The sequence below is a fragment of the Vibrio sp. MEBiC08052 genome, from assembly GCF_001506075.1.
GTDB lineage: Bacteria > Pseudomonadota > Gammaproteobacteria > Enterobacterales > Vibrionaceae > Vibrio.
The window spans coordinates 3,152,599-3,178,929 of sequence record NZ_KQ947475.1; the positions used below are offsets into that span (position 1 = coordinate 3,152,599).

Genomic DNA, 26,331 nt, shown 5'->3' on the forward strand with positions numbered 1-26,331 from the left:
TTCTGTATTTTCCTTTCCAATCTGATGCAATAATATCATTTGCCGCGATAATAACGCTGAGGGACAAACGGCATTTTAGTCACCGTCATCGGCAGCATCTTACCACGCACATCAGCGAAAACCTCAGTGCCGAGAGCCGCATACTCACTGGCAATATATCCCATCGACACAGGTTGCCCTGCGGTTGGCCCTGATGTGCCGCTGGTCACAATACCAATTTGTCGCTCGTGCTGATCAAATAACACGGAGCCTTCTCGGACCGGTGCTTTGGTCTGTCCGACAAGCCCGACGCGCTTGCGCTGCGCTGATTGCTGTTCAATCTGCTCCAGAATCACCGCAGCCCCTGGAAAGCCACCTGCTCTGGCACCACCGGCCCGACGCACCGGACTAATTGCCCACAGCAAACTGGCTTCTACCGGTGTTGTGGTTTCATCCAAATCATGACCATACAGGCACAAACCACATTCCAATCGCAGCGAATCCCGCGCACCGAGGCCAATCAGAGCAACCTCATCGAATGTTAAAAAATGATGCGCCAGTCGCTCCGCCTGATCGGCCGGAACAGAAATTTCATAGCCATCTTCCCCCGTATAACCACTGCGGCTGACAATACATTCGACGTCCAACAACGGCACGCGACGGATATCCATAAAATGCATCTCGGCGACTTCAGGGGCCAGTTGCGATAATACGCTGGCGGCCTTCGGACCTTGTAAGGCCAGCAGTGCCCGATCCGCCATCTCTTCCAAAACCAGATGGGAGGGCAGATGCCGCTGCAAATGTGCAATATCTTGCTGTTTACAGGCAGCATTGATGACCACAAACAGACAATCGCCGAGATTGGCGATCATTAAATCATCAAGGATCCCACCATTTTCATTGGTCAAAAAACCATAACGCTGTTTACCAACCGGCAGATCAACCACATCGACAGGCACCAGTGATTCCAGCGCCAATGCCGCGCCCTCTCCTGTCAAACAGATCTGTCCCATATGAGACACGTCAAATAAGCCGGCAGCTTCACGAGTATGTAAATGTTCTTTCTTGACTCCTAAAGGATACTGAACCGGCATTTCATATCCGGCAAACGGTACCATTTTTGCGCCAAATTCTTGATGTAAAGCATACAGCGGCGTTCTTAACAGCGACTGGTTTTCTTGTTCAGATGACATGTGGTTCTCCCTTTTCATACGTCCGATCGTCCGGCAAAGCAGACCTTATTTCTGATTTTATAAATGTGTTTCCTATAATAAACACCTTGAAACACACATCAATTGATTATTTCGCCGTCACCCATAAAATCAGTGCATCATCATCACTGACGGAAATGAGTGCATGTCCCATGCTGGCATCATAATAGACACTGTCACCGACACTCAGCGTGATCGGCTCATAAAACTCGGTATACAGCATCACTGAACCTTCAAGTACCAACAGAAACTCTTCACCATCATGCCGGACCCAATCGCCGAATTCCTCAAACTGTCTGGCACGAACCCGGGTCTTAAACGGCGTCATTTTTTTACCGGACAACTGCGTCGCCAATAGTTCATGTTCGTAGGTTGACGTCGGATGCGGCTTGCCTCGTCCGGCGAACGTAATATCTCTGCGCCCTGTCGCAAGTACTCTTTTCGGCGGCTCAAATATCTGTGGCATCCCGATTTCCAGGCCATACGCCAGTTTTTGCATTGCCTGAAATGTCGGAGAGATCTGCTCATTCTCAATTTTACTCAGCGTCGATCTCGCCAATCCGGTCTTCTGACTTGCTTCTTCTAATGTCAGACCGAGCTCAAGACGAATGTCCTTAATACGCTGTCCTAATCGAAGTGGATCGATATTACTTTCCTGAGATTCCTGCGTGATAACCGAAGCAGGATTATCATCCAGCGTACTTTTTTCCATGGTGTTTCCCCTCAAGTAAAACGCAATGACAATCCCATCAATATTTTGTCATTGTTATAAATATTATAGCCTTCCGATGCGACCATCATTTTTCTCACAGTGGTTCACAACATCATCATTGTTACCTGAAAATTGACTGAAACCGCTTCGAATGGGCAATGACTGACATACTAGCAAGAAAATAAGTTTCCTATAAGAAATTTTTATTGCCTACCGCTGCTTCAGCGGGTAATGTTAGACACATAATCATTCAGATTTTGCTAAAGATAACTTAGTAACATCATCTAAATTGGCTACGCTATGGAAAGAGTCGGACAACCCATGATTCAGGGTGAATGACACAACAAAACAGATTTTATTTTTTTGATGATGTTTTGCTGCCATTCACTGATTTTTTACGATACCTCAGGAATAAAATCATGAATCTGGTGACGCTCTGAGCACGAGTTATAATCGATTTTTTGGAGATAAATGCATGGATAACACGCTGAAGTTTACCGACAGTCACGAATGGGTTCTCAATCACGGCGACGGGACTGTTACCGTTGGCATTTCAGAACACGCACAACAAATGTTAGGTGATGTCGTATATGTGGAACTCCCTGATGTTGACAGTGACGTGGATGCTGGTGATAGCTTTTCATTGGTCGAATCCGTAAAAGCAGCATCTGATATCTATTCCCCGGTTAGCGGCATTATTATTGAAGTGAATGAAGATCTCGGTGATCGTCCTGAGCTGATTAACGAAGAGCCGTATGAAGGAGGGTGGATTGCCAAAATCCGCATGACGGATCCAACTGAATTGGATGATCTGAAAGACGAAGCAGAATATCTCAATACACTGGAAGACTGATCAACGAAAGCTGCTTACATCTCTTGTGTGCAGCTTTTTTTATGCCCTGAATTCAGCTTATATCAACGGATACCTTTTGTGGTCACGGTAAGGAAATTATGACTCAACTACTGCGCAACCTCTCTTCTCAAACAGAATTCGCAACACGTCACAACGGTCCGCATCAGCGGGAACAAGCCATGATGCTCGAGACCATTGGTGCTGAAAGTCTGGCAGCTCTGATCAACGAAACCGTGCCGGCCGGCATTCGTCTGGAACATCCGCTGTCGTTACCGGCACCGATGAGCGAATCTGAGATGCTCGCGGCATTGAAACGCATCGCAGGCAAAAACCAAATTGCCCGCAGTTTTATTGGTCAGGGTTACTATGACACGCTGACGCCCAGTGTCATTCAACGCAATGTTTTGGAAAACCCCGGCTGGTATACCGCATACACCCCTTACCAACCTGAGATTTCGCAAGGTCGTTTAGAGTCACTGCTGAATTTCCAGCAGATGGTGATTGACTTAACCGGTATGGATATCGCCAATGCATCATTATTAGATGAAGCAACCGCCGCTGCTGAAGCGATGGCCTTATGTAAAAGAGCCGGCAAAAGTAAAAGCCAGCGCTTTTTTATCGCGGATCATGTTCATCCGCAAACCATCGCAGTGGTCAAAAATCGCGCTGAATTCATGAATTTTGAAGTGGTGGTACTGCCGGTCAGCGAGCTGCCTCAGCAAGATGTCTTCGGCGCTTTACTGCAATATCCGACAACCACCGGTGAAGTTACAGATTTAACCCCGGTGATCGAGGCTGCCCATCAAAATAAAACTTTGGTTGCGGTCGCTACCGATTTGCTTGCCAGCACGCTACTCAAACCGGCCGGAGAAATGGGTGCCGATATTGTGATTGGTTCTTCCCAACGCTTTGGCGTACCGATGGGTTATGGCGGCCCTCATGCTGCCTTTATGGCAACCCGCGATCAATACAAACGCACTATGCCCGGCAGAATTATCGGGGTCTCGGTGGATGCCAAAGGTCAGCCCGCATTACGTATGGCGATGCAAACCCGGGAACAACATATTCGGCGCGAGAAGGCGACTTCGAATATCTGTACCGCGCAGGCCCTGCTGGCGAACATGGCTGTATTTTATGCCATCTATCATGGTCCCGATGGGCTTAAAACTATCGCTCGGCGAACCCATCATCTGACCGCAATCATGGCAGCCGGACTCACGTTACAGGGTTACAAACTGCGTCATCAGACGTTCTTTGACACCCTGACAATTGAGACCGGTGACCAGACCGATGCGCTGTATCAAAAAGCACAGCAAGCCGGACTCAATCTGCGCCGCTATGAGCAAGCCCTTGGCATCAGTTTCGATGAAACCAAGACGCCGGATGATCTTCAGACCCTGTTTACGGTATTCGACATCCAAGCCGATCCGGAAAAGATTGCCGCTGAGATTGAGCATGATGAATACGCGGCGATTCCTGAATCCTGCCGCAGAGCATCCGCTTATCTCACTCACCCGGTCTTCCATCGTTATCACAGTGAAACGCTGATGATGCGTTATCTGAAAACGCTGGAGAATAAAGACTTCTCGCTGACCCACGGCATGATTCCGCTGGGCAGTTGCACCATGAAACTCAATGCTGCCTCTGAGATGATTCCGGTGACATGGCCTGAATTCGGCCAAATCCATCCGTTTGCCCCAAAAAGTCAGGTTGCCGGATATACTGAGCTAGCCGAAGATTTAAAAACCAAACTATGCACTATTACCGGTTATGATGCGTTCTCACTGCAACCGAACTCCGGCGCATCCGGTGAATATGCCGGGCTGATTGCGATTCAGCGCTATCATCAGAGCCGCGGTGAAAATAACCGCCATATTTGTTTGATTCCAAGCTCAGCGCACGGCACCAACCCTGCGTCAGCCGCAATGGTGTCACTGGATGTCGTCGTCGTCGCCTGTGACTCAAACGGGAATATTGATCTTGCCGACCTCAAAGCCAAGATCGAAAAATATCAGCAAGAAATCTCCTGCATCATGATTACTTACCCGTCCACCCACGGTGTGTACGAAACGCATGTCCGGCAGGTATGTGAACTGATCCACGCGATTGGCGCACAGGTTTATCTGGACGGCGCGAATATGAACGCACAGGTCGGACTGACCAGCCCCGGCTTTATCGGCTCGGATGTCTCCCACCTGAACCTGCATAAAACGTTCTGTATCCCGCACGGTGGCGGTGGCCCGGGCGTCGGCCCTATCGGGGTGAAATCTCATCTGGCACCATTTTTACCCGGCCACATTGAGTCCGGTGTAGAAGGCAATGACCATGCAGTCGCGGCCGCGGATTTAGGCAGTGCTTCGATTCTGCCGATATCCTGGGCTTATATTACAATGATGGGCACCGCCGGATTAACCGCAGCGACCCAACTGGCGATTCTGAATGCCAACTACGTGATGGAGCGGCTCCGCGCCCATTATCCGATTCTCTACCGAGGCGATAACGGCCGCGTTGCGCACGAATGTATTATCGATATTCGGCCCATCAAAGAGGCGTCCGGCATTTCCGAAGAAGATATCGCCAAGCGGCTGATGGACTATGGCTTCCATGCCCCGACGATGTCCTTCCCGGTGGCCGGTACATTGATGATCGAACCGACCGAATCCGAAGATCTGGCCGAGTTAGATCGCTTCTGCGACGCGATGATCGCCATTCGTGAAGAGATCGACCAAGTCGTTGCCGGTGTGTGGCCGCTTACGGATAATCCGCTGGTGAACGCACCGCACACACAAGCCGATCTGGCCGCCGACGACTGGCAACATCCATACAGCCGCGCACTCGCCTGCTTCCCGACCCCACATACTCAGTCAGCAAAATACTGGCCGACCGTCAATCGGGTCGATAATGTTTATGGCGACAGAAACCTGATCTGTAGCTGCCCGCCGGTCAGTGATTATGAGGGTTAGAGTTGGGTTTGATGACGATAATAAAGTTTGTGACCGTAATTAAGATTGTGACTGACTGAGTTATCAATAGCAAAGGCGAACCGAGTGGTTCGCCTTTTTGTTATGCTATAAAACGTTTTTGGACATAAATGAGTCAGCCCAGATCTGGCTGACTCGAAGATGGACATTTCCGAGTTATGACTGGAATCAATAAGAGACTCATTCGAATTATACTATGACTTGGTATTACACATAAATTATGTCTACACAACATCTCTTTGAATAAAATATTTTTTTAAATTTTCACCTTGCTTCAGCTAATCATCGAAAGCACCGAGTAATAGAAGTTAGACTAATTTACATTTAATTGTTGAAGAGTCTAAATTACTTATATTAATCAACTCGACTAACTAGAAGGAGAGTTTGTGATGAATGAAAAAGAAATTGAATTAATTATTAAAAGTTTTTTAGAGGGTGCAAAGACAATGTCATCAATGATGCTCAATAAAGCATCGACTCAGGATGGTGTTGGTTTGGCTGTTTATAATTCTGACTCAATTAGAAAGCTATTTTTAGGAGTTATAGAGTCAGAACAAACAAAAATCATATTAAAGGAGAATAACATATATATTAGTAATGAGGACAGAGAGAAAATCAAGAAATTAATAATGTTGAAGAATGGCCTTCCTATTTTAACACAGGGTATTGTTAGCTATGGAATAACAAAAAAAATAGCCGAAAGAGTTCCGTACAGTATCGCAGGTTACGTGTTATCAGTCGCATCTAGCGGAATTAGCGACCATATGTTAAAAAGAATACTTAATAGAGCCAACAATCCCAATGGAAACCAATTACCAATTGCTCAGAGTAATGTTGATGTTGCTGAATTGGTTGAACAGGGAATCCAGCCTTTTGAGGCAGCACTTAGAATCATAGAATGGGCAGTAAATGTTGCAATTAATTACTTTGGATCTTGGTGGGATACCGAGGTAAGTGAGGAAGACAGTATTTTTCAAACACTTTTACTCACATTTTTTATCATATATCAATTAAGCGTTAACAAGTGGCAAGGTGCTAGTGATGTTCTTACAGATCTAGGATTTTATTTGATGTATCTTTCTGGATTAAAAGGGATAGACGATAAGAAAGAAATAATTAACTCTTTCACCGAAAAATCTTTGCTGTTTACTGTAGGAGCTATACTTTCTTTAATTGGCATGATGACAAAATCCGATACAAGCAATTTAATTCGGCGTTAGTTAGATTTCCATACAAACATACACCCTAATTTGTACTAATTCAGACCTGATCTGACAGTTACCCACTTTTCGACTTGGTGCCTGTCAGATTATATCTGAGCTAGATTCTTTTCGGCCCAGATGAGACTGTTCATTATTCTGTGTCACGCCCATTTTTATAAATCCAGGTATGGAGTGAGTCGGCCTTCAAAGTGGATACTGAGCTGAGACAGCGTCAGGTTCCAGTTTTGCAACCCTAGCGCTCCGAATCAGTCTTAGGTAACCGACATCACGTATATTAAAACACATGGGGGCAGGTCAACAATTCTAAACGACATTTCGAGGTAAGTGCGTAATTAATCACAAATAATTTCAATACTGACCAAATCCTATAAATCTAATCTCTATGAATTTTAAGTATATCTATAAATGCTCTCATCGATGATGTTATGTTTCGACCTTGTGGGTAATAAAGACATAAAGTTGGCCAATCAGGAGTCCATTCATCTAATAGTGAAATCAGTTGACCAGAGTTTATATAAGATCTAGCAAAATGATAACTGGTATAACCGACACCTACCCCTGCTAAGCAAGCATCCAACACTAAACTATATGAATTTACCGTCAATCGTCCTGGAACATCTATTACGATATTTTCTTGATCACAGATAAATTCCCATTTAAACCTCCTACCACTAGGGTAACGTTCTCTAATACATTGATGATGATGCAAATCATCTGGGGTAGAAGGAACCCCACTCTTTTTTAAGTATTGTGGAGAAGCAACGACTACCATTTTCCTATTAGTTTCTATAGGAATAGCAATCATATCCTTAGGTATATTATTTATACTTCTGATGCCAGCATCGTATCCTTCTGAGACAATATCAATCATTCTTCCTTCACATATTAATTCAACTTCCATTTTGGGGTATTGTTTTAAATAGACAGCAATAAGTGGATCAACAATTTGCCTTGCGACCGCTTCATCAGTATTAATACGTATTGTTCCCATATGTTGAGATCTGATATCTCTGACTTCCGAAATAGCTAGATTAATTTCACTTAATGCTGGCTCTATTTTTAAAAGGAAATGTTTTCCAGCATCAGTTAAAGAAACACTCCTAGTTGTTCGGTTGAACAATCTAGCTCCTATTTCATTCTCGACATTCGCTATTGTCCTGCTTAGTGAAGAAGTTGACACGCCTAAAGTCTGCGACGCAGACCGAAAGTTACATTCTCTTGCGAGTATCGTCACTGCTGTTAAATCACCAATTGACACCATGATTATCCCGTTTTTTAGAACAGTACATAAACAATAATCCCACTTATAACATTAAACATTAACGATTACACTCTAATAAAACTGATAGCCATTAATAAGGAACGAAAAATGAGTACGCCATCTTTAAATCTAACAGCATACAACGCGATAGATATTTATTTTAACGCTGAAGCATCTCCTGATGATTTTCAATCCGCATTCGATGTCAACGCAGTAGTGGTAGATGAAATGCAACAATATGTGGGTATAAAAAGTATACTTGAGTGGCGCGACGCGTCTCGTCAGAAATATCAATACACTTCGAGACCAATTGAAATCACTCAAGTAGCTAACAAAACCATCGTTAAATCTATCGTAGAAGGCAATTTCCCGGGAAGCCCTGTTTCATTGAGTTACGAGTTTTATATCGCTAATGACAAAATTGAAAAATTGGAGATATTGGGATGAGCTTTGATTTATCACTTAGTGGGAAAACTGCTCTGGTAACGGCAGGAACTAAAGGTACGGGGTTGGCTGTAGTGAATGCACTTTTGGCACAGGGGGTTCAGGTTATCACGGCTGCAAGAGAATTACCTTCAACTCAAACTGAAAACTTAACCTTTGTAAAGGCAGATCTTTCAACGAAACAAGGCTGCAAACACCTCATTGACGCAATTATGGAGCAATTTGACTCTCTTGATATTATCGTACATGTCCTAGGTGGTTCAAAAAGTCCCGGCGGAGGTTACCAAAAACTCGATGATGATATTTGGTTAGACGAACTTTCTTTGAATCTTTTTCCTGCTGTAAGACTAGACAGATCATTACTACCTTCGATGGTTAAAAACAGAAAAGGAGTAGTAGTTCATGTTACATCGATACAAAGTTCATTGCCTTTACCTGAAGCCACAACAGCCTATGCTGCTTCTAAAGCTGCTCTTTCAGCTTATAGTAAATCAATATCCAAAGAGATATCTCAATTCGGCGTACGAGTAATACGTGTTTCACCTGGATGGATAGAAAACGAAGCAGCAAATAAGCTCGTTGAACGTATTTCAAAAGAAGCAAATACTGATTTGACAGGAGGAAAAGAAATTATCATGAGTTCATTGGGAGGGATTCCACTTGGTCGCCCCAATACTCCAGAAGAGGTCGCTGATCTAATAACATTCTTAGTTTCAGAACGAGCCAGTTCAATAACAGGTAGCGAATACGTAATAGATGGAGGAACGATTCCTACGGTATAGTCCCCAATCATTCAGTAAGAATTAGACGGAAAAAGCTACGCTCATAGCTCATTACGCAATCTGTTTCTTCTGCATACTTGAATGCAGCTTTACAGTTTTCGTCTAATGCTGATTTATGACGGTATTTTTCATATTCAGATAAGGATGGAAATGAAAACAACGCCATTGCAATATTATTCGCTCCTTCCGACGGTAAAAAATATCCATGATGTATACCACCAAACTGTTCAACGAGCGGAATCCACATACGGGCATATTGTTCAAATTCGGGGATTTTCTTTGGGTCAATAACGTATCTAACGTAGCAGCAATTTGTAAGAAATGAGCGCGGTTTTTGTACTCCGGGTGTACCTTGACCAAATCATCGATATTTTTCAGGTAAAGGGGCTGGTGCGAGTGAGGCGTCAGAATAGCAAAGGCCGCAGACGAATATCTGCGGCCTTGAATATGGCGAGAAGTATCAGATTGAAATTCCTCCTCGCGAATGTGTTGCTTCATTGTGGGCAAAAAATATTTCGCCCACGCTGATGATGGCCTATGGCGCGACGGCTTTACCGCTGTATGGGTCGATCCGGCCGGGGCATAACCCTTTCGCTTTCAAATTACGGGCAATTTGCGCAACGGCGTTGTTGGTGTTGCTGTAACCATCGTGCATTAAAATCACCTGTCCGTTTTGTAGTCGGTTGGCGGCATTGACAATGGCGCTGGTGCTGGCGTTGTTCCAGTCTTGAGAATCCACATCCCAAGTAATCACGCGCATTCCAAGATTTTGTGCTGCCTGCTGGATGGTTGAGTTTACCTCACCATATGGCGGACGGTACAAAGTCGGTGCCGGTGCGCCGGCATTTTGGATGGCCTGATTGGTCCGGCTTAGCTCGTTGATAACTTGCTGATAGCTGAAACCAGTCATGTGGGGATGGGTATAGCTGTGGTTTTGCGGCTCACCCACCTCTTTCATGCGAGAGATCAGCGACGGATTATTACTGGCGCGCTGCCCCCAGACAAACCATGTGACCGGTTTAAGATTATTTTGCTTCAGCAGGTTGACGAGTGTCGCTGTATTGCTGGTCGGGCCGTCATCAAAAGTGATGCCGACATAACCATTGCACACAGCGTTATTATTGCCACCGCTTCCATTCCCACCGTTGGCAGAGCAGTTGCCGCTAAAGCAAGCATCGGTATTCCCAAAACCAATCACACCATTACAGTCCATATTTCCAGAATATGAACCACCACCACACTTACCATTGTCATAAGTAGAGGTGTTGTATTCCATATCTGTAGCCTTGCGGGTTTCACCGTTGGCATAAACCCAGTCTAATACGACATCACGGCCAGTGGCATCGTTGTCATATTGAACTTGGATATCGCCAGCCGCTCTACCGCGGTAGGTATACTCCTGAAAACTGTTGCTGAGGTTCCAGTCGGCGACCGCAGTCCCGTTAATCAGTAGGTTGATGTGCTCTTGGCCGCTGATACCCATTGCGCGGACCACAATGTCAGTACTGCTCGGGCCGACACTGCCACCGCCATTATCACCGCCACTGCTACCCAGCGTGATATTCGAGCTACCACTGCTTTGATAGCCTTCGGTAGCCATCACCATGTAATTGAAGGTTCCGAGGTTTAAACCCTTGCTGGCCCAGGCGTCAAAGTGATTGCCGGTGGTAATCGTACCGCCAGTGCGTTTTTGCTGACGCACACTCCAGTATTGATAGAATGTGGATTTGTCCCCTTCAATCGAAGGTTTGTCTACCCGCAGGGTGCGATAGATATCGTAGGTGCCGCCGTCGGTATTCACGGTGCCGTAATAGGTTCCGCCGGTACCGGGTCGATAGCTGCCCCAGTTATCGACGATGTAATACTCAACCAGCGGATTGGTTGTCCAGCCGTACAGCGCCAGATAGCCGTTACCGGAAGGGTTAAAGGTACCAGAATAATTTACGGTGCGGCGTCCGCCCGGGTTCCAGCCTTTACCGCCAACCCAGTTGCCGGTGTTGCGCCATTGCGAGCTGTAATTACCGCCATCTCCCAAAGTCATCGAGACGGTGCCCGGGGCATCGGTCCAGAACGAATAGTAGTAACCATTGTGGGTGCCTGTTTCGTTCGAGGTAAGGGTTTTTGCTTCACTGACAGTTGCTGACAAAGCGGCCGCAGTGACGGTCAGAATCGTCAAAAATTTTTTTGCACGACTGGCAGAGGTTTTCGTTATGCCCATTATAATTCTCCAGTTTGGCCTCTCAACCAATACCACTTACAGAGGTTGGGCCGTTAAGTACAATTTACTTTTAAGTACAGTTTGCTTTTTAAGCACGATTTGCTTTCTTGCAAGCAAACTTTTGTTTGACTTAACACACGACTTTTATGGTTAAAAGAGTTAAGTGATAAATATTGTAGAAGCCATATCCAGAATGGACAATGCAAATATTTCCGAAGATGAATGCACTTAAAATAAAAAGTAATTTGACAATACAATTATCAAAAAAAACAATAGATTTATCCACTTCAAATGATGATTGTGATGATGGTTCAGTATTTAACATTATTTATTGTCACATTTAAAATAAAATGATATTTCATACACTTAAAAATAAGCCCATACTATAATTCATATTATACGGTTGAATTTATCAGAGTTAAATATACAATTCACGAACGAAAAGTTGCTATTTAAATTTTTGTGATTTCATTTATGGTGATATAAAACATCTTAACGTTCCGTAGCCATAATTACATTATCCATCCTGTTTATTTTCGATTAAATATTCCTTTTATTCAAACTTAACCAAATTTCAAAATGATATATTCAATTCGCTTTCTTTGCGACAGTATGACTGCCACCAGAAGTGAGCCGGATAACCGCTAAAGACGCCCGGTGAACCACAACATGACCGATATCAAAATTGTCACAGTGACTCCTACGGTAAACGGGGAACTGACCTGAAAGAGGCCGTCAAGAACATCGGGCCGGGCAGATAAATAAACAGACATAAAAAAAGCCAATCACAAGGTCGTGATTGGCTATCAATATGAACAAATTTGGTTCACTAACAACGTCAGTTGGCTAGGTGATCCTTCGGCTTAAAAAGGATCACTTCTATTAATGCACTATACATGCCAACTTTTTACATAAATATAATATATTGTTTTTATTGGATATTTTTTATTAAGAAATCAATTTATAGCATATTGACTCATAATCAATTCTCAAAATGGAAATATTTTAGCAATTTGCGAAAAATCCACTCCTGAAAGCATAATCAAGACAATCACTGGCTCTATTTGTGTGGTTATCCGGTCTACTCGTATGTCCGTCTGGGTGCCAACATCTCGTACACCGCGAACATCAGGAGCAGGCAGCCAAAGACCATGAATACCGCGGTCATACCTTCTGAACCAAATGTATCGAGCATCGCGCCAATCAGCAGTAAACCGATAATGCCACCAAAAGAATCCATTAGGGTGTAACTCATATTGGCAGACATTTGATCCTGTTGGCAAAAGCGTTCTCCCATCACCGTCAGACCAATCCCGTAGATTCCGCCCATACAACCGCCCCAGACAAACAGTAATACCAACGCAACCCAATATTTCGCATAGACGGCCATTGACAGAAAAACAGCACAAACCACAGATCCAAAAATACAGCACAACACCACCGTTCGTCGGTTCAGAATCGAGGCAAAAGCACTCATGAGAATACCAAGGCTGACGCTACCGATCATAAACATGGTCAGTAGCAGCTGCGCTTGTGGTTCAGACAAACCATTATGTAACCCGTACAAGGTCAAAAATCCCGGCAAACCAAAAAAGCTAATCCCGCCGACAAACGCAGCCACCAGAATAATTTTGGCGTGCCGGAAAGCAAAACTGAACCGGACAACCCCCAAGCGATGCATCGCTTGTCCCCTTGCTTTCAAACCGAGACAGAGCAGTAACGGCAACAACGTAATCAATGCGCCGGTCTCAAACCGCCAGTCTATCGTGAGATGAATCAGTTGGACAATGATCGGCCCTAGAGCAATACCGCAAGAGAGCGCTGAAGAGTACAATCCCATGGTTAAACCCTTCGCTTTGCCTTGCACGCTGATATTCAGCCAAGTCTGGAGTAACACCAGCAGCATCCCCGTTGACAAACCATAGCTAAAAATACCGATCAGCCATAAACCATAGTGCACTGCATGAGCCATCAGGAGTAAGCTCAGAGCTCTGAATAACGTTAATATCAGTAACGAAATCAGGATACCGAAGTGGCTCAGATACCGACTCAACGGGCGGTAAAACAGCAGAACACCGATAATTTCAAACGCCATCGCGATCCCGATAGCCGTATTACCAATCCCCTGCTCATCCATAACCACAGGTATCGTGACATAGTTAATGCCGGAGGAGAGCTGAACCAGTAGGGTAGCTATGATAAGTATCATCGGTGCATAGGTTTTCATTCGCTTTGCTCCTTGCTGACTTGCCAAGTGATCCGCAACACACCGTCTTCCGTCAGCGTCAGTTCACTTCCTAGCTGTTGCAGCAGATAAATGGCTTTTAAAAGATGTAGCTCCGTTGTCGATAAAGCCGCCAACCGATGGGTCATATCCCGTGCAGCTGCAATTTTGAATAGCCGCCGGCATCGGGTCCATTGCATCTCATCCTGAATTGAAATCTCCGTCACTAATTGCCAATGTGCGAGACTTTCTTGCGCGATCTGAGTCTGTGCACTCACCGATTGCTGCAAAAGCTGACTGAGGCGATGGTAAAACTCACAAAAAGTATCCAGTAGGACTTGGCAATCTCCCTCTACGGGATGCTGCATCTCATCACTCAGCCATTGATGCGAGGCATACCCACCCTGTTGGATGTTCGCATTCAGCTTGTCGAACCAATCCGCCAGATAAAATGACTCAATCACCGTCGTCATGTCACCAAAACTCAACGCATAGCCATAAACCGCCTGATGGTGGCGTTCTGCAGTATTAACCGGCTCCGAAGCCTCGGTCAGATTTGAAGGATTAGTCGGCTCAGGAAGATAGTCGCTTATGCCGCTACTATGTCGATCACGGTCCGTCGGTTGATCGGGATATCGTTCCGCGAACAGATGAAAGTAATAGCGCACCACTTCCAGCAGTACATCGCGACGATAACGCATGTGCGCCAAGGTCTGTGCGGCTTGCATCTTCGTTGTTTCCAGTGCATGAAGATTGTTCACATGAGCACGACGGATCCACCAAACTACCAGACCGGCAATCAGCCCGATAAACAAAATGATGATCTTCGCTTTGCCGAATACGCGTTGAATCTGACTCAATCGCTTATAAAAACCGCTCAACTCCAAATCCATCGCCAACACGCCGACAAACTCCCCTTGCGCGTCATAAAAAGGGGCATAAGCACTGATAAAGGTGCCCCACTGATCCTGATAAGGCACACTTGAAACACTGATTTCCTGATGCGTCAGTGCTGCCACCAATTCCTGAGGTGCGTCATCATAAAGTGTCATTAACGCTGGTGGCGGATCCGGCACCCCATCTCCATCACCGTCATTCTGCGGGCTGGGATTGACCACGAAATAGACCCCCTGAGGTTTGAGAATACAGGTGTAGATATACCGAACATCAGTCGCGGCCTGCCGTATGCGCTCCATGTGCATCGCCATGGTGTGATATTCAGGATCATCCGTTGATGTGTCTGCCTGAAAATGGCGATGGATGTCACCATTTAAAGTGGTTGCCGACGCACTGACGGTTGATATCAGTCCGGCTTTAATCTGATCTTCGAGTGCGCTGACAGATTTGGCATATAACAGATAAGTGGTGATGCCTAATAACCCAATGAAGACAGCAGCTGCAAGGGTGGCATCAAACAATGTTCGCGTCGATTGAGAGAGTTTCATAAGTCGCTGTTCACCCCGATTAATACACTCATGGCAATGAGAAATAAGGTAGGAAAAATGACCCGGCAACGCGGGATCACATATTCGACCGGCCGCCCTTTCTCGGCCCGGATTTTGACAAAGACAATCACCATAATTGCGGCAAAAATACTGACATATCCCATGATCACCATCCGCTCGATCAAGGTGGTGTATGGCAGCCTCGGCAACAGACTACTGGTATAAAAGGTGTAGGCGACCACCGTGAGCATCATGGTGAAAGAGGTCATCAGACGTTCAGAAAAGCCTTCAATCCAAAAAACAGCCCACGACGCCACTAAGATCAAAGACAGCGGCAGAATGAAACGCCAGAGATAATAATCGGGTTTACGTAATGCCTGAATGCTGATGGTTAAACGCGCAAAGTGACTCAAAATGTCTTTTTGTAAATGCTCATAATCCGAGCTGCTCAACCGTGCCTGAGGCTCTCCTTGTATCTGCCATTCACTGAGTGCTTGGTTTTCCAGCGCTTTAACAGTCACCCGAGCCGAACCAAATTTGAGTTGCTTCTGTTCATAAGAAAAGGGTTCCATCATCAGCACAAAGGTCTGATGATCAAACGGAAATTGCCGAAAATCCATCGCGGTCGTAAACAGTCCCTGAAAGCGCTCGTTGTACGTCACACGCCCATCGGCGGAGATCACCACCCGTCGGTTGGCAGTCTGGCGCTGGCCGATGATATTGATAAACTCAAATGCCGGGACCCATAACCCCTCACCCATCAGTTGCTCGGCATGACGATTCTCATAAACCTGCTCACCGCTGGCGGGCCGATAAGTCGGATCGGGTTCATCCCAAGACGTCACCAGATAACCGTCAACTTTATAAGTCTGATCGACTGTATTCACACCATAGATTTTGTTAATCGAGACTGACGTATCAACCACATATTGGGCATAGAGTGCCGGAGAACAAAACCACACCAAGCCTGCCATTACCGCGAGTATCTCTGTTTTGATCATAGAAAACGCTCCGCTTGTAATACGGGCGTCTCGTCACGCCCTCCAGACTTTGAAGCCACACCATTGTCAAAAACCTCATCATCTGGACAAAAACCATAGCGATGACGCATGGACCGCAGGTCAGTCAGTGGATTTTGAGGTCGGGATGTTTGAAGTCGGGACGGAAGTGAGAAAGCATTGGGGTGGGCAAGCGCATCCAGTAATCGTTCAATCGCCGCTTGGGTCACATGGCTCAAGATGACTACATGACACATCCGCTGTAACCGCTCACCGATCAACACATCATTCTGAGCCAAAGAAAATTGTTCGATCACCGCAGGATTGGGTGCAGTAAAGCGGACAATATTACTGTGCCGTGGTCGCGGCATTACATGCAGCTGTTTACCGCCCGGATCCAACTGCTGAAACAACCGGACAATTCGGTGTTGGGTATCATTCGCCAGATGTTCATTGGCATCGGCCAATCGTTGCAAGCCAGCTTTGCCCAACGTGACGAGCAGATCCCACAGGTAAAGGGAAAATATGCCTTGCCGGGATCCGGACACGGTCGAATCCCGGCTTCCGATATAAACCGGCCGGGCCGATGAACCTACTTTGTAACGTTCTTGCATGAGATAAATACCGCAAGCCCACGGCATTCCCAGCCATTTATACGGGCTGGTACACAAAGACATCACTTCCGGATGACGAAATTCATTAGGCTCGTTCGTGATAGAAAAAGGGGCTGACCCGACATGCAAATAAGGTGAAAAGTTGGCAGCCAGCGCCCCGTCAACATGGATCCAGTAACGCCGCTGTTGTGGGGTATTTGGGCCCAGTAGTGGCTTCAAACGCGTCAGAATCGTATAAATCGCATCACTGCCGCCGCTGAATGTTGCGCCATGATTCAACACTAAAATAATCGGATGCTGTGCAGTGGTGAAGAATTCGACCAATGCGTATAAATCTTCAATGATCACGGCGTCGTTTTCATCAACAGCCAATGGTTGCTGCCAGTCGCCCTGATTAATCGGACACGCTCCCAAGCCCGGCCCGATATCATGGAATAAGCTGACGCCAACCATTTGACTGGCTTTATGAATCGAATAGTGGGTCGCTGCCGAACAGATCAAAACGGGCGGATAATCAGTCGGGACGGCATCGGCATAGCCTTCCACCGGATATCCCCGTAAGAAATCCCGCGCATTCCAGAGGGCATAAAGATTCCCCTCCGTCGAGCCCATCGCAGTCAGATACCCCCAATACCGGCGCTGCGTATGCGATCCGGCAAAACCGCATAGCTGTGCATAATAGTCCAGCACTGCCCGTTCAAACTGCTTGGCATTGATCCGGTAACTGCCCTCTTCGAATCCGTCACCGAGATTAAGCAAGTTCAAGGAAAGAAAAGGCCAAAGCCTTGAAGGGAATTCGACCTGTTGGTTGGTCTGATATCCTAAAAAAGATGCCTTTTGCTGATTCAGTGTCATGAAATAGTCTGACAAGATCGCCTCTTTATCAGACCCACTCAAACAGCTTTCCCCGATTACTAATTTCTGCTGCATTGCTCTCATTACCTCTCTGATTACGACTCACACATCAATCTCTGTCGATGTAAATAGCGACAGATTAAAGAGATAGCCGCACAATTTCGCGGTGAAACAGAGAGGTTAAACGGGGAGACAAATGTAAATGATTCTGATTGTGTGTCCTTGAAAGGTTCGGTCTATACTGATTGATAATGGTCAATATTTGACCATTTTATGCAACAGTAAAAGTCATTCTGACAATAGGAAATAAGGGGCTAGCGATGAGTAATCATGTATGGGGATTATTACACCACCCGGAACGCGAATGGCGTGAAATTAATGCTGAACACAAAACGATCAGTCACCTCTATCTACACCATGTACTATGGATGGCAGCGATTCCGGTGATCTGTTCATTCATCGGGACAACGCAAGTTGGGTGGACATTTGGTGGTGAAGAGACCTACAAAGTTTCTCTGATGAATGGACTGGCACTCGGTGTGGCATTTTATGCCTTAATTTTGCTCGCTGTCGGTCTTGTCGGTAGCCTGATCTACTGGCTCGCCCGCAAGATTCCTAACCGTCCGACACAACGTGAATGTACTATTTTTGCCGGATACACTGCCACACCGATGTTCCTGAGTGGTATTTTTGCCATTTATCCGGTGTTTTGGCTGTGCCTGCTCGCCATGATCGGTGGCGTGATCTATACCGCTTATCTGCTGTATAAAGGAACGCCCAGCTTTTTGGGTATCAGCAATAAACAAGGTTTTATTCTCTCGGGAACAACGCTCGGTGTCGGTGTGTTGATTCTGGAAACATTACTGGCAGTGGTGGTACTCCTGTGGAGTATGGGGTCTGAACACAGTGTTGTTTGGCAGTTCTTTTAATCACATACCTCAGGCACCACTCAACAGACCACACGAACCCCATGGCAGAAAAGTCGTTGCTGCTTATCGGATCGTGTGGTGATGTCTCCGGCTCTCGATTCAGCTCCTGTTTAAGAGACGCCAATGGCTGAAAGTGAGCGGTTTGCCAGTTTCTTGCGATATTGGATCGGTGACATATTGGCGTGCAGCCGAAAAAACCGTGAAAACACAGCCTGCGAAGAGAAGTAAACTAACTCGCTAATTTCTTTAATGCTTTTCTGGGTTTCAACCAGCAACTCACAGGCTTTTTTCAGCCGCACCCGGTTCAGTACATCGGTAAAAGACTGATTATCTTGCCGTAGCTTATTGTTCAGTGTCCAACGACTCATTTTTAAATGGCTGCACACACACTGGAGCACGGAATGTTCGTTGTAGATATGCTGCTGCAACAGCAGTGACTCAATCAGTTCTTCCACCACCACAGCAAATGTTTGCTGTTCATCGATCTGACGGCATAACCCCTCTAAGTACACTTTTTGTAACTGCTGGAGCTGTGGGTTGAAATTGCGATTGGTCTCTTGCAGAGCAGGACTTTCGATAATCAAACAGTTCTCCCGCTGATGCAATAAACACTGGGTTTCCAGACAATCATTGACGATATGCCGGGAGAGCGACCCCACATGCGTCAGGCTGGCCTGTACCGACATCTCCGGTAAATAAACTTTGAGCAGTTCCCGGCAGATGATGAAATTCCCTAATGCACTAGTCGATAGTTCTTCGGGGCCGTCATCGATATACGTCAATTTGATCCGATTGCCTTCGACTTTCAGCTCACAGCGATCACAATTACCGATCAGCATACGATAGCGAATAAAACTCTCCACAGCCTGAACCGCTGAAGATTGGTTCATGCATAAACCTATCAGCTCGGGAAATTTGCTAAATAACGACTGAATCGACGACGATTCATAGATATAACGGTTATATTTCATCGTTTCGAGCATAAACTGGTAATGGGTGCGTTCGGTAAGCCTGCCATTGGGTCGATTCAGTTCATACTCACTGATACCACAGCGTCTTAAAATCGTATGAATATCAATATCGTGTAGCGACAACTGTTGAATCATATTGCGAGCTAATACATTCGAGACACTTTTCTCATATCTGCCGTTCATCGTTGCTCTTTCTCTGAAACTTTAAAAACAAAATCATTTGTCCGAATCAGTTTGACCACCCGATTCACCCACATATCAAAGGCATAACACCTGACGAATCCCGTCTCACTGGCAACATGTCCTTCCGCTCAACCCACCACAGAAGCACCCATGTCCGCACGAGTCTGTGCCAATTTAACAAAGATTCTGACTCAGAAAAGATATCGATGGGTGATAAAGTGATATGGCACAACAGCAAAATATAAATGTGCAATATAAATCATAATGTACATCACCATTAATAACTCTATTGTTATTATCAATGGCTTTCTTACTCATATGACATGGCTTCTTCCATCCGTGATTCAGACGGTTCAACACCATATTCAACGCATAAAAAAGGCGGGCTGAGCCCGCCAAAGGATGAATGAAGCGTTTTATTCCGCCACAGTTACAAATGAAGCTGCCGTCACACCTTCCTCTAAAGCCAGTGCGCCCGGAGTGGTGTTCTCAACCACAATTTCTTTGCGCACGACAAACTGAACCGGTGTGGTCGAACTAATATCGGATGACTGACTGACATAGACCTGATAAGTGCCCGGCTCAACAATCCATTGGTTTTTCTCAGGATCGAAGCTTGCCAACGTTTCAGGTGAGATTTCCAGAACCATCCGTTGTGATCTTCCGGGTGCCAGTTCTCTTGTTTTCGCAAATGCTTTCAGTTCAATGTTGGGTTTTTTCAGTTTCACTTCCGGTGCCGCAACATAGACCTGAACGACCTCTTTACCGGCCACATCACCGGTATTCGCTACCACTGTTTTAAGCATTACCCCTTTTCTCGGATGGCGATGGTTCAACCCATTCATAAGCACTTTTGTCCGTGATAGATCAAATGATGTGTATGACAATCCGTAACCGAATGGGTAAGCGACTCCTTTGTTAAATGTCTGGTAATAACGATATCCGACATAGATATCTTCATTGTAATACTGGTGATCCAATGCACCGTCGTGATTTTCATCGACACCGGGGAAGGTTGTCGAAGACGGGACATCCGCATAAGACAGTGGAATGGTTTGCGCTAATTTACCGCTCGGGTTGGCCTTACCGGAGATAATATCGGCAATCGCGTCACCGGACTCTTGCCCCGGCATATAAGCCAGCACAATCCCATCGACTTGATCCTGCCATTCACTCATATCAATCACACCGGCAATATTCAGAACCACCACAACCTTTTTATCCTGCGCATGGAAAGCCTTGGATACTGAGGAAATCAGCCCCAGTTCGGTGTCAGACAGTAAGTAGTCTCCCCGTTCGGCTTTACGATCTGCCGCTTCACCGGCCACACGTCCAAGGGTGATGACGGCGACATCGCTATTTTGTGCGGCTCCGTTGATTTGTGCGCCCAAATCCGTCACTGAAGGCTCAGTACAACTGACGATTTTTGATACGCCCAGACCACCGGTCGTGATCACTTTATTGGCTTCAAAATAATCGCTGTAGAAAGACGCCAGCGACTCATTCACCGGAAACTGTTTCGCAAGCCCGTCGATGATGGTCGTCACATGATCGGGATGGACATCACCGCTGCCGGTTCCGCCTTTCAAAGTATTAATCTGGGTGATACCAAAAGAAGCAATGGATTGTGAAGTCGCAAGCGGTAGCGCCGAATTCTGATTCTTCAGCAAAATGATCCCTTCATCCGCCACCTGTTTTGCCAAAGTTGCATGGGCTTTCAGATCAGGGTTATTCGAGATAGGGTAATGTTTTGCAGATGGTGTTTTTAAAGCCTGCGCGACGATATGTTGTACGTTTCGATCAAGGGTTGCTTTGGTTAAGTCGCCATTTTTATAGCCTTCAACCACATACTTACCCCAATCACCTAAACCGGGAACGACCGGATTTTCACCACCGGGCTGAATCACATCAACACCGGCGTTGAGGAGATCGATCGGGTTGTAGCCAGCGAACCAGTCACTCATCGCTAAGCCATTAAATCCCCATTCATGGCGTAGAATATCCGTCATCAGATCAGCACGTTCACCACTATTGGTGCCGTTGACCTGATTATATGATGACATAATGCCCCATGGGTGAGATTCTTTGACCGCATATTCGAAACCACGCAGGTAGATTTCCCGCAGCGCACGTGGCGTAACCACCGCATTAATAAAGAAGCGATTCGTTTCTGAGTTATTGGCGACAAAATGCTTAATCGTCGTTGCCAGACCTTTACTTTGCGCGCCCTGAACCATCGCGGAAGCAATCATACCGCTCACCAACGGGTCTTCTGAATAATATTCGAAATTACGGCCATTGAGCGGGTTGCGCTGAATATTCATCCCGGGAGCTAACCAGAAATCGACGCCGTATTCTTTTCCTTCATTGGCGACGGCTTCACCGACTTCATGAATTAAATCGGGATTCCACGTTGATGCCATCAATGCACCATTGGGAAATGCGGTAGCATAATAGGTTTGATTATCACCATCACGCGTTGGATCAATCCGGATGCCAGCCGGCCCATCAGCGAGTTTCAGTGCCGGAACATCTAAGCGACGTTTTTGATCATAAACCCCGTGGATATACCCGGCCACACCATTGACGGACGCTTTTAAATTAATCACAGTGTCTTTATCAGGGTTCATCCCTGCACCGACTAACATTTTCAGCTTTTCTTCATCCGTCATTCTGGCGACGATATCCTTCGCCAAAATATCATACATATTAATATCATTATGCCAATCTGTCTGAACCTGTTCTGATTTGAGTTGTTCGCTATTTGCTGATGTTTGAACAGAGTCGGTTTTTGCCAAAGCACTGACCGAATATAATCCATAGCTGACGAACAGTGTTGATGAAATAATTGTCGCAAGTATTTTTTTCTTCATTTTAAATTCCATACTAAAAGTTATTCCTTTCAGATACCTGTATGCCCCAATCACCTTAAGGGCAGGGTTCACGGTGCCTTCAATCCTTTTCGCATAAGGAAACATCAGAATAAAGGCCGAATTTCCCATAGGTCACATGACGTTCAACAGTATATTAATGGATTTTAACAAATGATGTTTTTGCCTGTCGGTGATTTTTTTTGCATATGAGAGAATTAGTGAAAAGTGTGATTATTATCAGAGTCGCAAAGCGTGAAATTAACGCATAACAATGAATCATAATTATCTAATTGATTTTATCGTTCATCATTGATGTTTATTAAAAACATTTATCATTAAAAATAATAAAAATATCATTATTTTGAATTTAATATAAATATAAAAATTGCAATAACACGAATATACCGAATCAACAACAACCGAGCCTTACCCTATTCATTATCTTTGTTTGTTCGATTCAAGCCTGAGATCATCCTGACTAACTGGCCCCCCTATTTATGAAAATTCAATTATGAATAAGATGTCATATCAATCACATAGTTCAATTCTCTGCTATACAACCCATATGATTCTCGTGGTGAAATAAGCCACATATTTACCCGGTTCTATTTGAATAACACTCTTTAATATTGCTGTTTTTTGTGATCAAACACACTATTTAATCCAGCTTGATTCATATTTTGCACACAATGATTGACATAGTACAGATGCCTTGTGTTTTATAGTATGTTTCAGCAATGTTGCACATTGCATTGCAGATGAAATCTGCTCACGCCAGATTTCACTTAACCCACACAACCATAAAATACAAAAGGAATTTGTATGTCACGATTGATATTACGCCCGCTGGCCGCTGCGCTTGCGGTTTCTCTTATTTATATCGGAATGCCGGTATTTGCAGAGACCACCTCAGCAGCAACCAAAGTGTTGCGCTTTTCTGAAGACGGAACCCCGACAAACTTTGATTCGGTCCAATCCGGGACGACCTACAGCAATACCATTGTCACCGCGGTATACGACACCTTATACGAATATAAATATTTGAAGAGCCCGTATGAATTAAAACCGAATCTCGCGGCCGCAATGCCCGAGGTCTCCGATGATGGTCTGACCTATACCATCCATATCAAGCAGGGCGTTCATTTTGTCGATGATCCGGCATTCCCGGATGGCAAAGGCAGAGAAGTCACGGCTGACGATTTTATCTATTCAATGAAGCGTCACTTTGATCCGGCCAACCGCTCACAAGGCGCTTGGCTGTGGACGAATAAAATTGCGGGTATAGAAGCATGGAAAGAAGCCGGCGCGGATTATAGTAAACCCCTTGAAGGTCTGAGTGCCCCGGATAAGTACACGATTCAAATCAAGCTGGAGCAGCCCTATCCGCAACTGGTTTATACTTTAGCAATGGGTTATTCCGCGCTCGTCCCGCATGAAGCCGTCGAAAAGTATGGCCGTGAATTTGCCACCCATCCGGTGGGCAGTGGCCCATTCAAATTGATCTCCCATGATTCAACCAAAACCGTACTGGTGAGAAACCCAACCTATCGTCATGAAGTCTTCCATCTTGCCGAAGCAGGCTACGATCCGAAAGTTCACGGCGAAACGGGCGTTGCGGCGCTGGACGGGAAAACACTCCCACGAGTCGATCGCGTCGAAGTCAACTGGGTCAAACAACAGTCTGCGCGGTGGAATTCATTCAGCAAAGGCAATGAAATCGTCAATACCACTTTGCAAAATGAACAGCTCGATACCGTGTTGGCATCTAAGCATCCGGTCACACTCAAACCGGAATATGCCGCAAAATATAACTTCCGTACTCAACGTGAAGCCGGCATGGTGTATAACGTCTTCAACTTTGATGATGAATATTTGGGTCACTCGGATGATCCGAAAACCAATACACAAAATAAAGCGCTGCGGTGTGCCATCATCAAGTCGTTTGACTGGCCGCAGCGTATCTCACGCTTTTATTTAGGGCTCGGTGAAGCGTATCCGGGTTTCATTGTTCCCGGAACCGATGCTTTCGATCCGAATCTGGACAAAAGCTCTATTACCCAAGATATTGCCGGGGCAAAGAAACTGCTGAAAGAAAACGGCTGGAACGCGCGCAATTTACCGGTTCTTTACTATCCGGCAACCTCCACCGTTCGCTATAAACAGTTCTTCGAACAGTTCCGCGGTAATTTGATGAAAATCGGCTATCCGAAGAATAAGATCAAATTTAAACCCTATGCTACCTTCGGTGACTTCAACCGGGATATCAAGAACAGCCGTACTCAGATGATTCCGATGGGTTGGGGGCTGGACTATCCCGATGCAGAAAACACCCTGCAACTCTTCTACGGACCAAACCGCTCTCCCGGTTCGAACAGCGCAAACTACAATAACCCGCAATACAACGCGTTATTTGAGAAAGCGGCGGTCATGCAACCGGGGCCAGAACGGACGGCTATCTACCATCAGCTCAACCAAATCTTAATCGATGACTGTGTGGGCATCGGCAGCTTCTCCCGTACCCGGGTTCGTCTATGGCACAAAGATGTCACGATGTGGCCACAACGAGAGATACTCGGCAACTACCTCAAATATGTTGATGTTCAGTAGAGGTGTAAAACATGGATACGCTCCGTTATTGTCTGCGGAAACTGATTTATAGTCTGCCGCTGCTCTTTGGCGTCACCTTGATTAGTTTTGTGCTGATGGTCTATTTCGGCCCCGATAAAACCTATGATCTCTTGGGACGCAATCCGACGGTTGAAGAGATTAACGCGATTCGTCATGAGCTTGGCTATGATCAACCGTTTTGGATTCGTTATCTGCACTATCTCCATCAAGTCATCACGTTTGACTTTGGTTATTCCGACTCCAGTGGTGAGTCGGTAACCACGGTGCTTGAGCGGACGATTCCGATCTCGTTACTGCTGGCATTGCCGGGATTTATTTTAGGCCATTTGATCAGTATTGCGCTGGGTCTGTTCGCAGCGCATCACCGCGGACGTTGGGCAGATAAATTAGTAATGTCTTCTTCGGTGATCGGGATGAGCATTTCTTACCTCATCATCATCATCATGCTGCAATTAATTTTCTGCTCCAGTTACGGGCTTAACCTGTTTCCGGTGTATGGATGGGAAGTCAATTCCCTGAGTAGTTATTTGTACTATGTAACGGTGCCGACACTGTGCTCGATTTTTGTTTCGGTCGGATACAGCACTCGGTTCTACCGCGCCCTGTTTGTCGAAGAGATGACCCGGGATCATATTCGTACCGTCAGAGCATTCGGCCATTCTCATCTGCAAGTGTTATTCAAACATGTGCTGAAGAATGCCCTGATTCCGATCCTGACACGGATTGTGTTTTCCATTCCGTTCGTCATGATCGGCGGGTCTTTATTACTGGAAAGTTACTTTGGCATTCCCGGTGTCGGTCTGATTACCTACAACGCCATCACTACCGGTGATCTGCCTGTGCTCAAAGCCGTTATCGTCCTTCTCACGCTGGTGTTTATCGTCATCGTAAGTACGGTTGATATTCTTTACAAACTCGTTGATCCACGGATCTCACTCAGATAAGGG

The 26,331-nt window shown here is 45.8% G+C and carries 19 protein-coding genes; 8 read left to right on the plus strand and 11 right to left on the minus strand.

The features are described 5' to 3' along the window. Window positions 1–35: 35 nt before the first annotated feature. Window positions 36–1,172, minus strand: coding sequence for a glycine cleavage system aminomethyltransferase GcvT (gene gcvT / locus VRK_RS13720; protein ID WP_059121890.1), 1,137 nt, complete (start codon window positions 1,170–1,172; stop codon window positions 36–38). A gap of 106 nt (window positions 1,173–1,278) precedes the next feature. Beyond that, window positions 1,279–1,902, minus strand: a complete 624-nt coding sequence (locus VRK_RS13725) for a helix-turn-helix domain-containing protein (RefSeq protein WP_059121891.1) — start codon at window positions 1,900–1,902, stop codon at window positions 1,279–1,281. A 475-nt stretch (window positions 1,903–2,377) separates the two neighbouring features. Here VRK_RS13725 and gcvH point away from each other — a divergent pair, with 475 nt between their 5' ends. The 3 genes from gcvH to VRK_RS13740 all read left to right on the plus strand — a co-directional run bounded on the left by gcvH (window position 2,378) and on the right by VRK_RS13740 (window position 6,956). After that, window positions 2,378–2,755, plus strand: a complete 378-nt coding sequence (gcvH, locus tag VRK_RS13730; protein WP_059121892.1) for a glycine cleavage system protein GcvH — start codon at window positions 2,378–2,380, stop codon at window positions 2,753–2,755. Between the two features lie 98 nt (window positions 2,756–2,853). Next, window positions 2,854–5,718 carry an aminomethyl-transferring glycine dehydrogenase gene (gene gcvP / locus VRK_RS13735; RefSeq protein WP_059121893.1) on the plus strand — a complete coding sequence of 955 codons (2,865 nt, stop codon included), beginning with the start codon at window positions 2,854–2,856 and terminating at the stop codon, window positions 5,716–5,718. Between the two features lie 407 nt (window positions 5,719–6,125). Further along, window positions 6,126–6,956 carry a hypothetical protein gene (locus VRK_RS13740; protein WP_059121894.1) on the plus strand — a complete coding sequence of 277 codons (831 nt, stop codon included), beginning with the start codon at window positions 6,126–6,128 and terminating at the stop codon, window positions 6,954–6,956. A 376-nt stretch (window positions 6,957–7,332) separates the two neighbouring features. On the opposite strand, the gene VRK_RS13745 is transcribed toward VRK_RS13740, so the two are convergent. Beyond that, complete coding sequence (locus VRK_RS13745; protein ID WP_059121895.1) at window positions 7,333–8,220, minus strand: LysR family transcriptional regulator; 888 nt, start codon at window positions 8,218–8,220, stop codon at window positions 7,333–7,335. Window positions 8,221–8,328: 108 nt separating this feature from the next. Between VRK_RS13745 and VRK_RS13750 the strand changes: the two genes are divergently transcribed. Then, window positions 8,329–8,667 carry a hypothetical protein gene (locus tag VRK_RS13750; RefSeq protein ID WP_059121896.1) on the plus strand — a complete coding sequence of 113 codons (339 nt, stop codon included), beginning with the start codon at window positions 8,329–8,331 and terminating at the stop codon, window positions 8,665–8,667. Then, entirely contained in the window at window positions 8,664–9,446 is a 783-nt protein-coding gene (locus VRK_RS13755; RefSeq protein WP_059121897.1) for an SDR family oxidoreductase, read from the plus strand. The genes VRK_RS13750 and VRK_RS13755 overlap by 4 nt, the downstream gene beginning before the upstream one ends. A 7-nt stretch (window positions 9,447–9,453) precedes the next feature. On the opposite strand, the gene VRK_RS13760 is transcribed toward VRK_RS13755, so the two are convergent. From VRK_RS13760 to VRK_RS13790, 6 genes are all read right to left on the minus strand, one after another. Further along, window positions 9,454–9,735, minus strand: a complete 282-nt coding sequence (locus tag VRK_RS13760; protein ID WP_059121898.1) for an NIPSNAP family protein — start codon at window positions 9,733–9,735, stop codon at window positions 9,454–9,456. 246 nt (window positions 9,736–9,981) lie between these two features. After that, a complete protein-coding gene (locus tag VRK_RS21585; protein ID WP_082671387.1) occupies window positions 9,982–11,664 on the minus strand; it encodes a glycoside hydrolase family 11 protein in 1,683 nt (560 codons plus the stop codon). A 1,081-nt stretch (window positions 11,665–12,745) separates the two neighbouring features. Beyond that, window positions 12,746–13,891 (minus strand): MFS transporter, encoded by a 1,146-nt coding sequence (locus VRK_RS13775; RefSeq protein ID WP_059121900.1) that lies wholly within the window; start codon window positions 13,889–13,891, stop codon window positions 12,746–12,748. Then, a complete protein-coding gene (locus tag VRK_RS13780) occupies window positions 13,888–15,333 on the minus strand; it encodes a PDC sensor domain-containing protein (protein ID WP_059121901.1) in 1,446 nt (481 codons plus the stop codon). The genes VRK_RS13775 and VRK_RS13780 overlap by 4 nt, the downstream gene beginning before the upstream one ends. Beyond that, window positions 15,330–16,334, minus strand: a complete 1,005-nt coding sequence (locus VRK_RS13785; protein ID WP_082671388.1) for a ligand-gated ion channel — start codon at window positions 16,332–16,334, stop codon at window positions 15,330–15,332. Before VRK_RS13785 ends, VRK_RS13780 begins: the two co-directional genes overlap by 4 nt. After that, on the minus strand, window positions 16,331–17,875 hold the full coding sequence (locus VRK_RS13790; protein ID WP_059121902.1) for a pyridoxal-dependent decarboxylase: 1,545 nt from the start codon (window positions 17,873–17,875) through the stop codon (window positions 16,331–16,333). Before VRK_RS13790 ends, VRK_RS13785 begins: the two co-directional genes overlap by 4 nt. 245 nt (window positions 17,876–18,120) lie before the next feature. Here VRK_RS13790 and VRK_RS13795 point away from each other — a divergent pair, with 245 nt between their 5' ends. After that, window positions 18,121–18,729: a Yip1 family protein gene (locus VRK_RS13795; protein WP_059121903.1), complete on the plus strand. Its 609-nt coding sequence runs from the start codon at window positions 18,121–18,123 to the stop codon at window positions 18,727–18,729. A gap of 110 nt (window positions 18,730–18,839) precedes the next feature. Here the strand turns inward: VRK_RS13795 and VRK_RS13800 are convergent, their stop codons facing one another. Both VRK_RS13800 and VRK_RS13805 read right to left on the minus strand, forming a co-directional pair. Continuing rightward, the gene (locus VRK_RS13800; protein ID WP_059121904.1) at window positions 18,840–19,883 is read right to left on the minus strand and encodes a helix-turn-helix domain-containing protein; all 1,044 of its coding nucleotides are present in this window, start codon (window positions 19,881–19,883) and stop codon (window positions 18,840–18,842) included. A 416-nt stretch (window positions 19,884–20,299) separates the two neighbouring features. Continuing rightward, window positions 20,300–22,756: a beta-glucosidase gene (locus tag VRK_RS13805; RefSeq protein ID WP_197413109.1), complete on the minus strand. Its 2,457-nt coding sequence runs from the start codon at window positions 22,754–22,756 to the stop codon at window positions 20,300–20,302. 822 nt (window positions 22,757–23,578) lie between these two features. Between VRK_RS13805 and VRK_RS13810 the strand changes: the two genes are divergently transcribed. Beyond that, window positions 23,579–25,363 carry an ABC transporter substrate-binding protein gene (locus VRK_RS13810; RefSeq protein ID WP_059121906.1) on the plus strand — a complete coding sequence of 595 codons (1,785 nt, stop codon included), beginning with the start codon at window positions 23,579–23,581 and terminating at the stop codon, window positions 25,361–25,363. 11 nt (window positions 25,364–25,374) lie between these two features. Then, window positions 25,375–26,328: an ABC transporter permease gene (locus VRK_RS13815; protein ID WP_059121907.1), complete on the plus strand. Its 954-nt coding sequence runs from the start codon at window positions 25,375–25,377 to the stop codon at window positions 26,326–26,328. The last annotated feature ends 3 nt before the right edge of the window (window positions 26,329–26,331 follow it).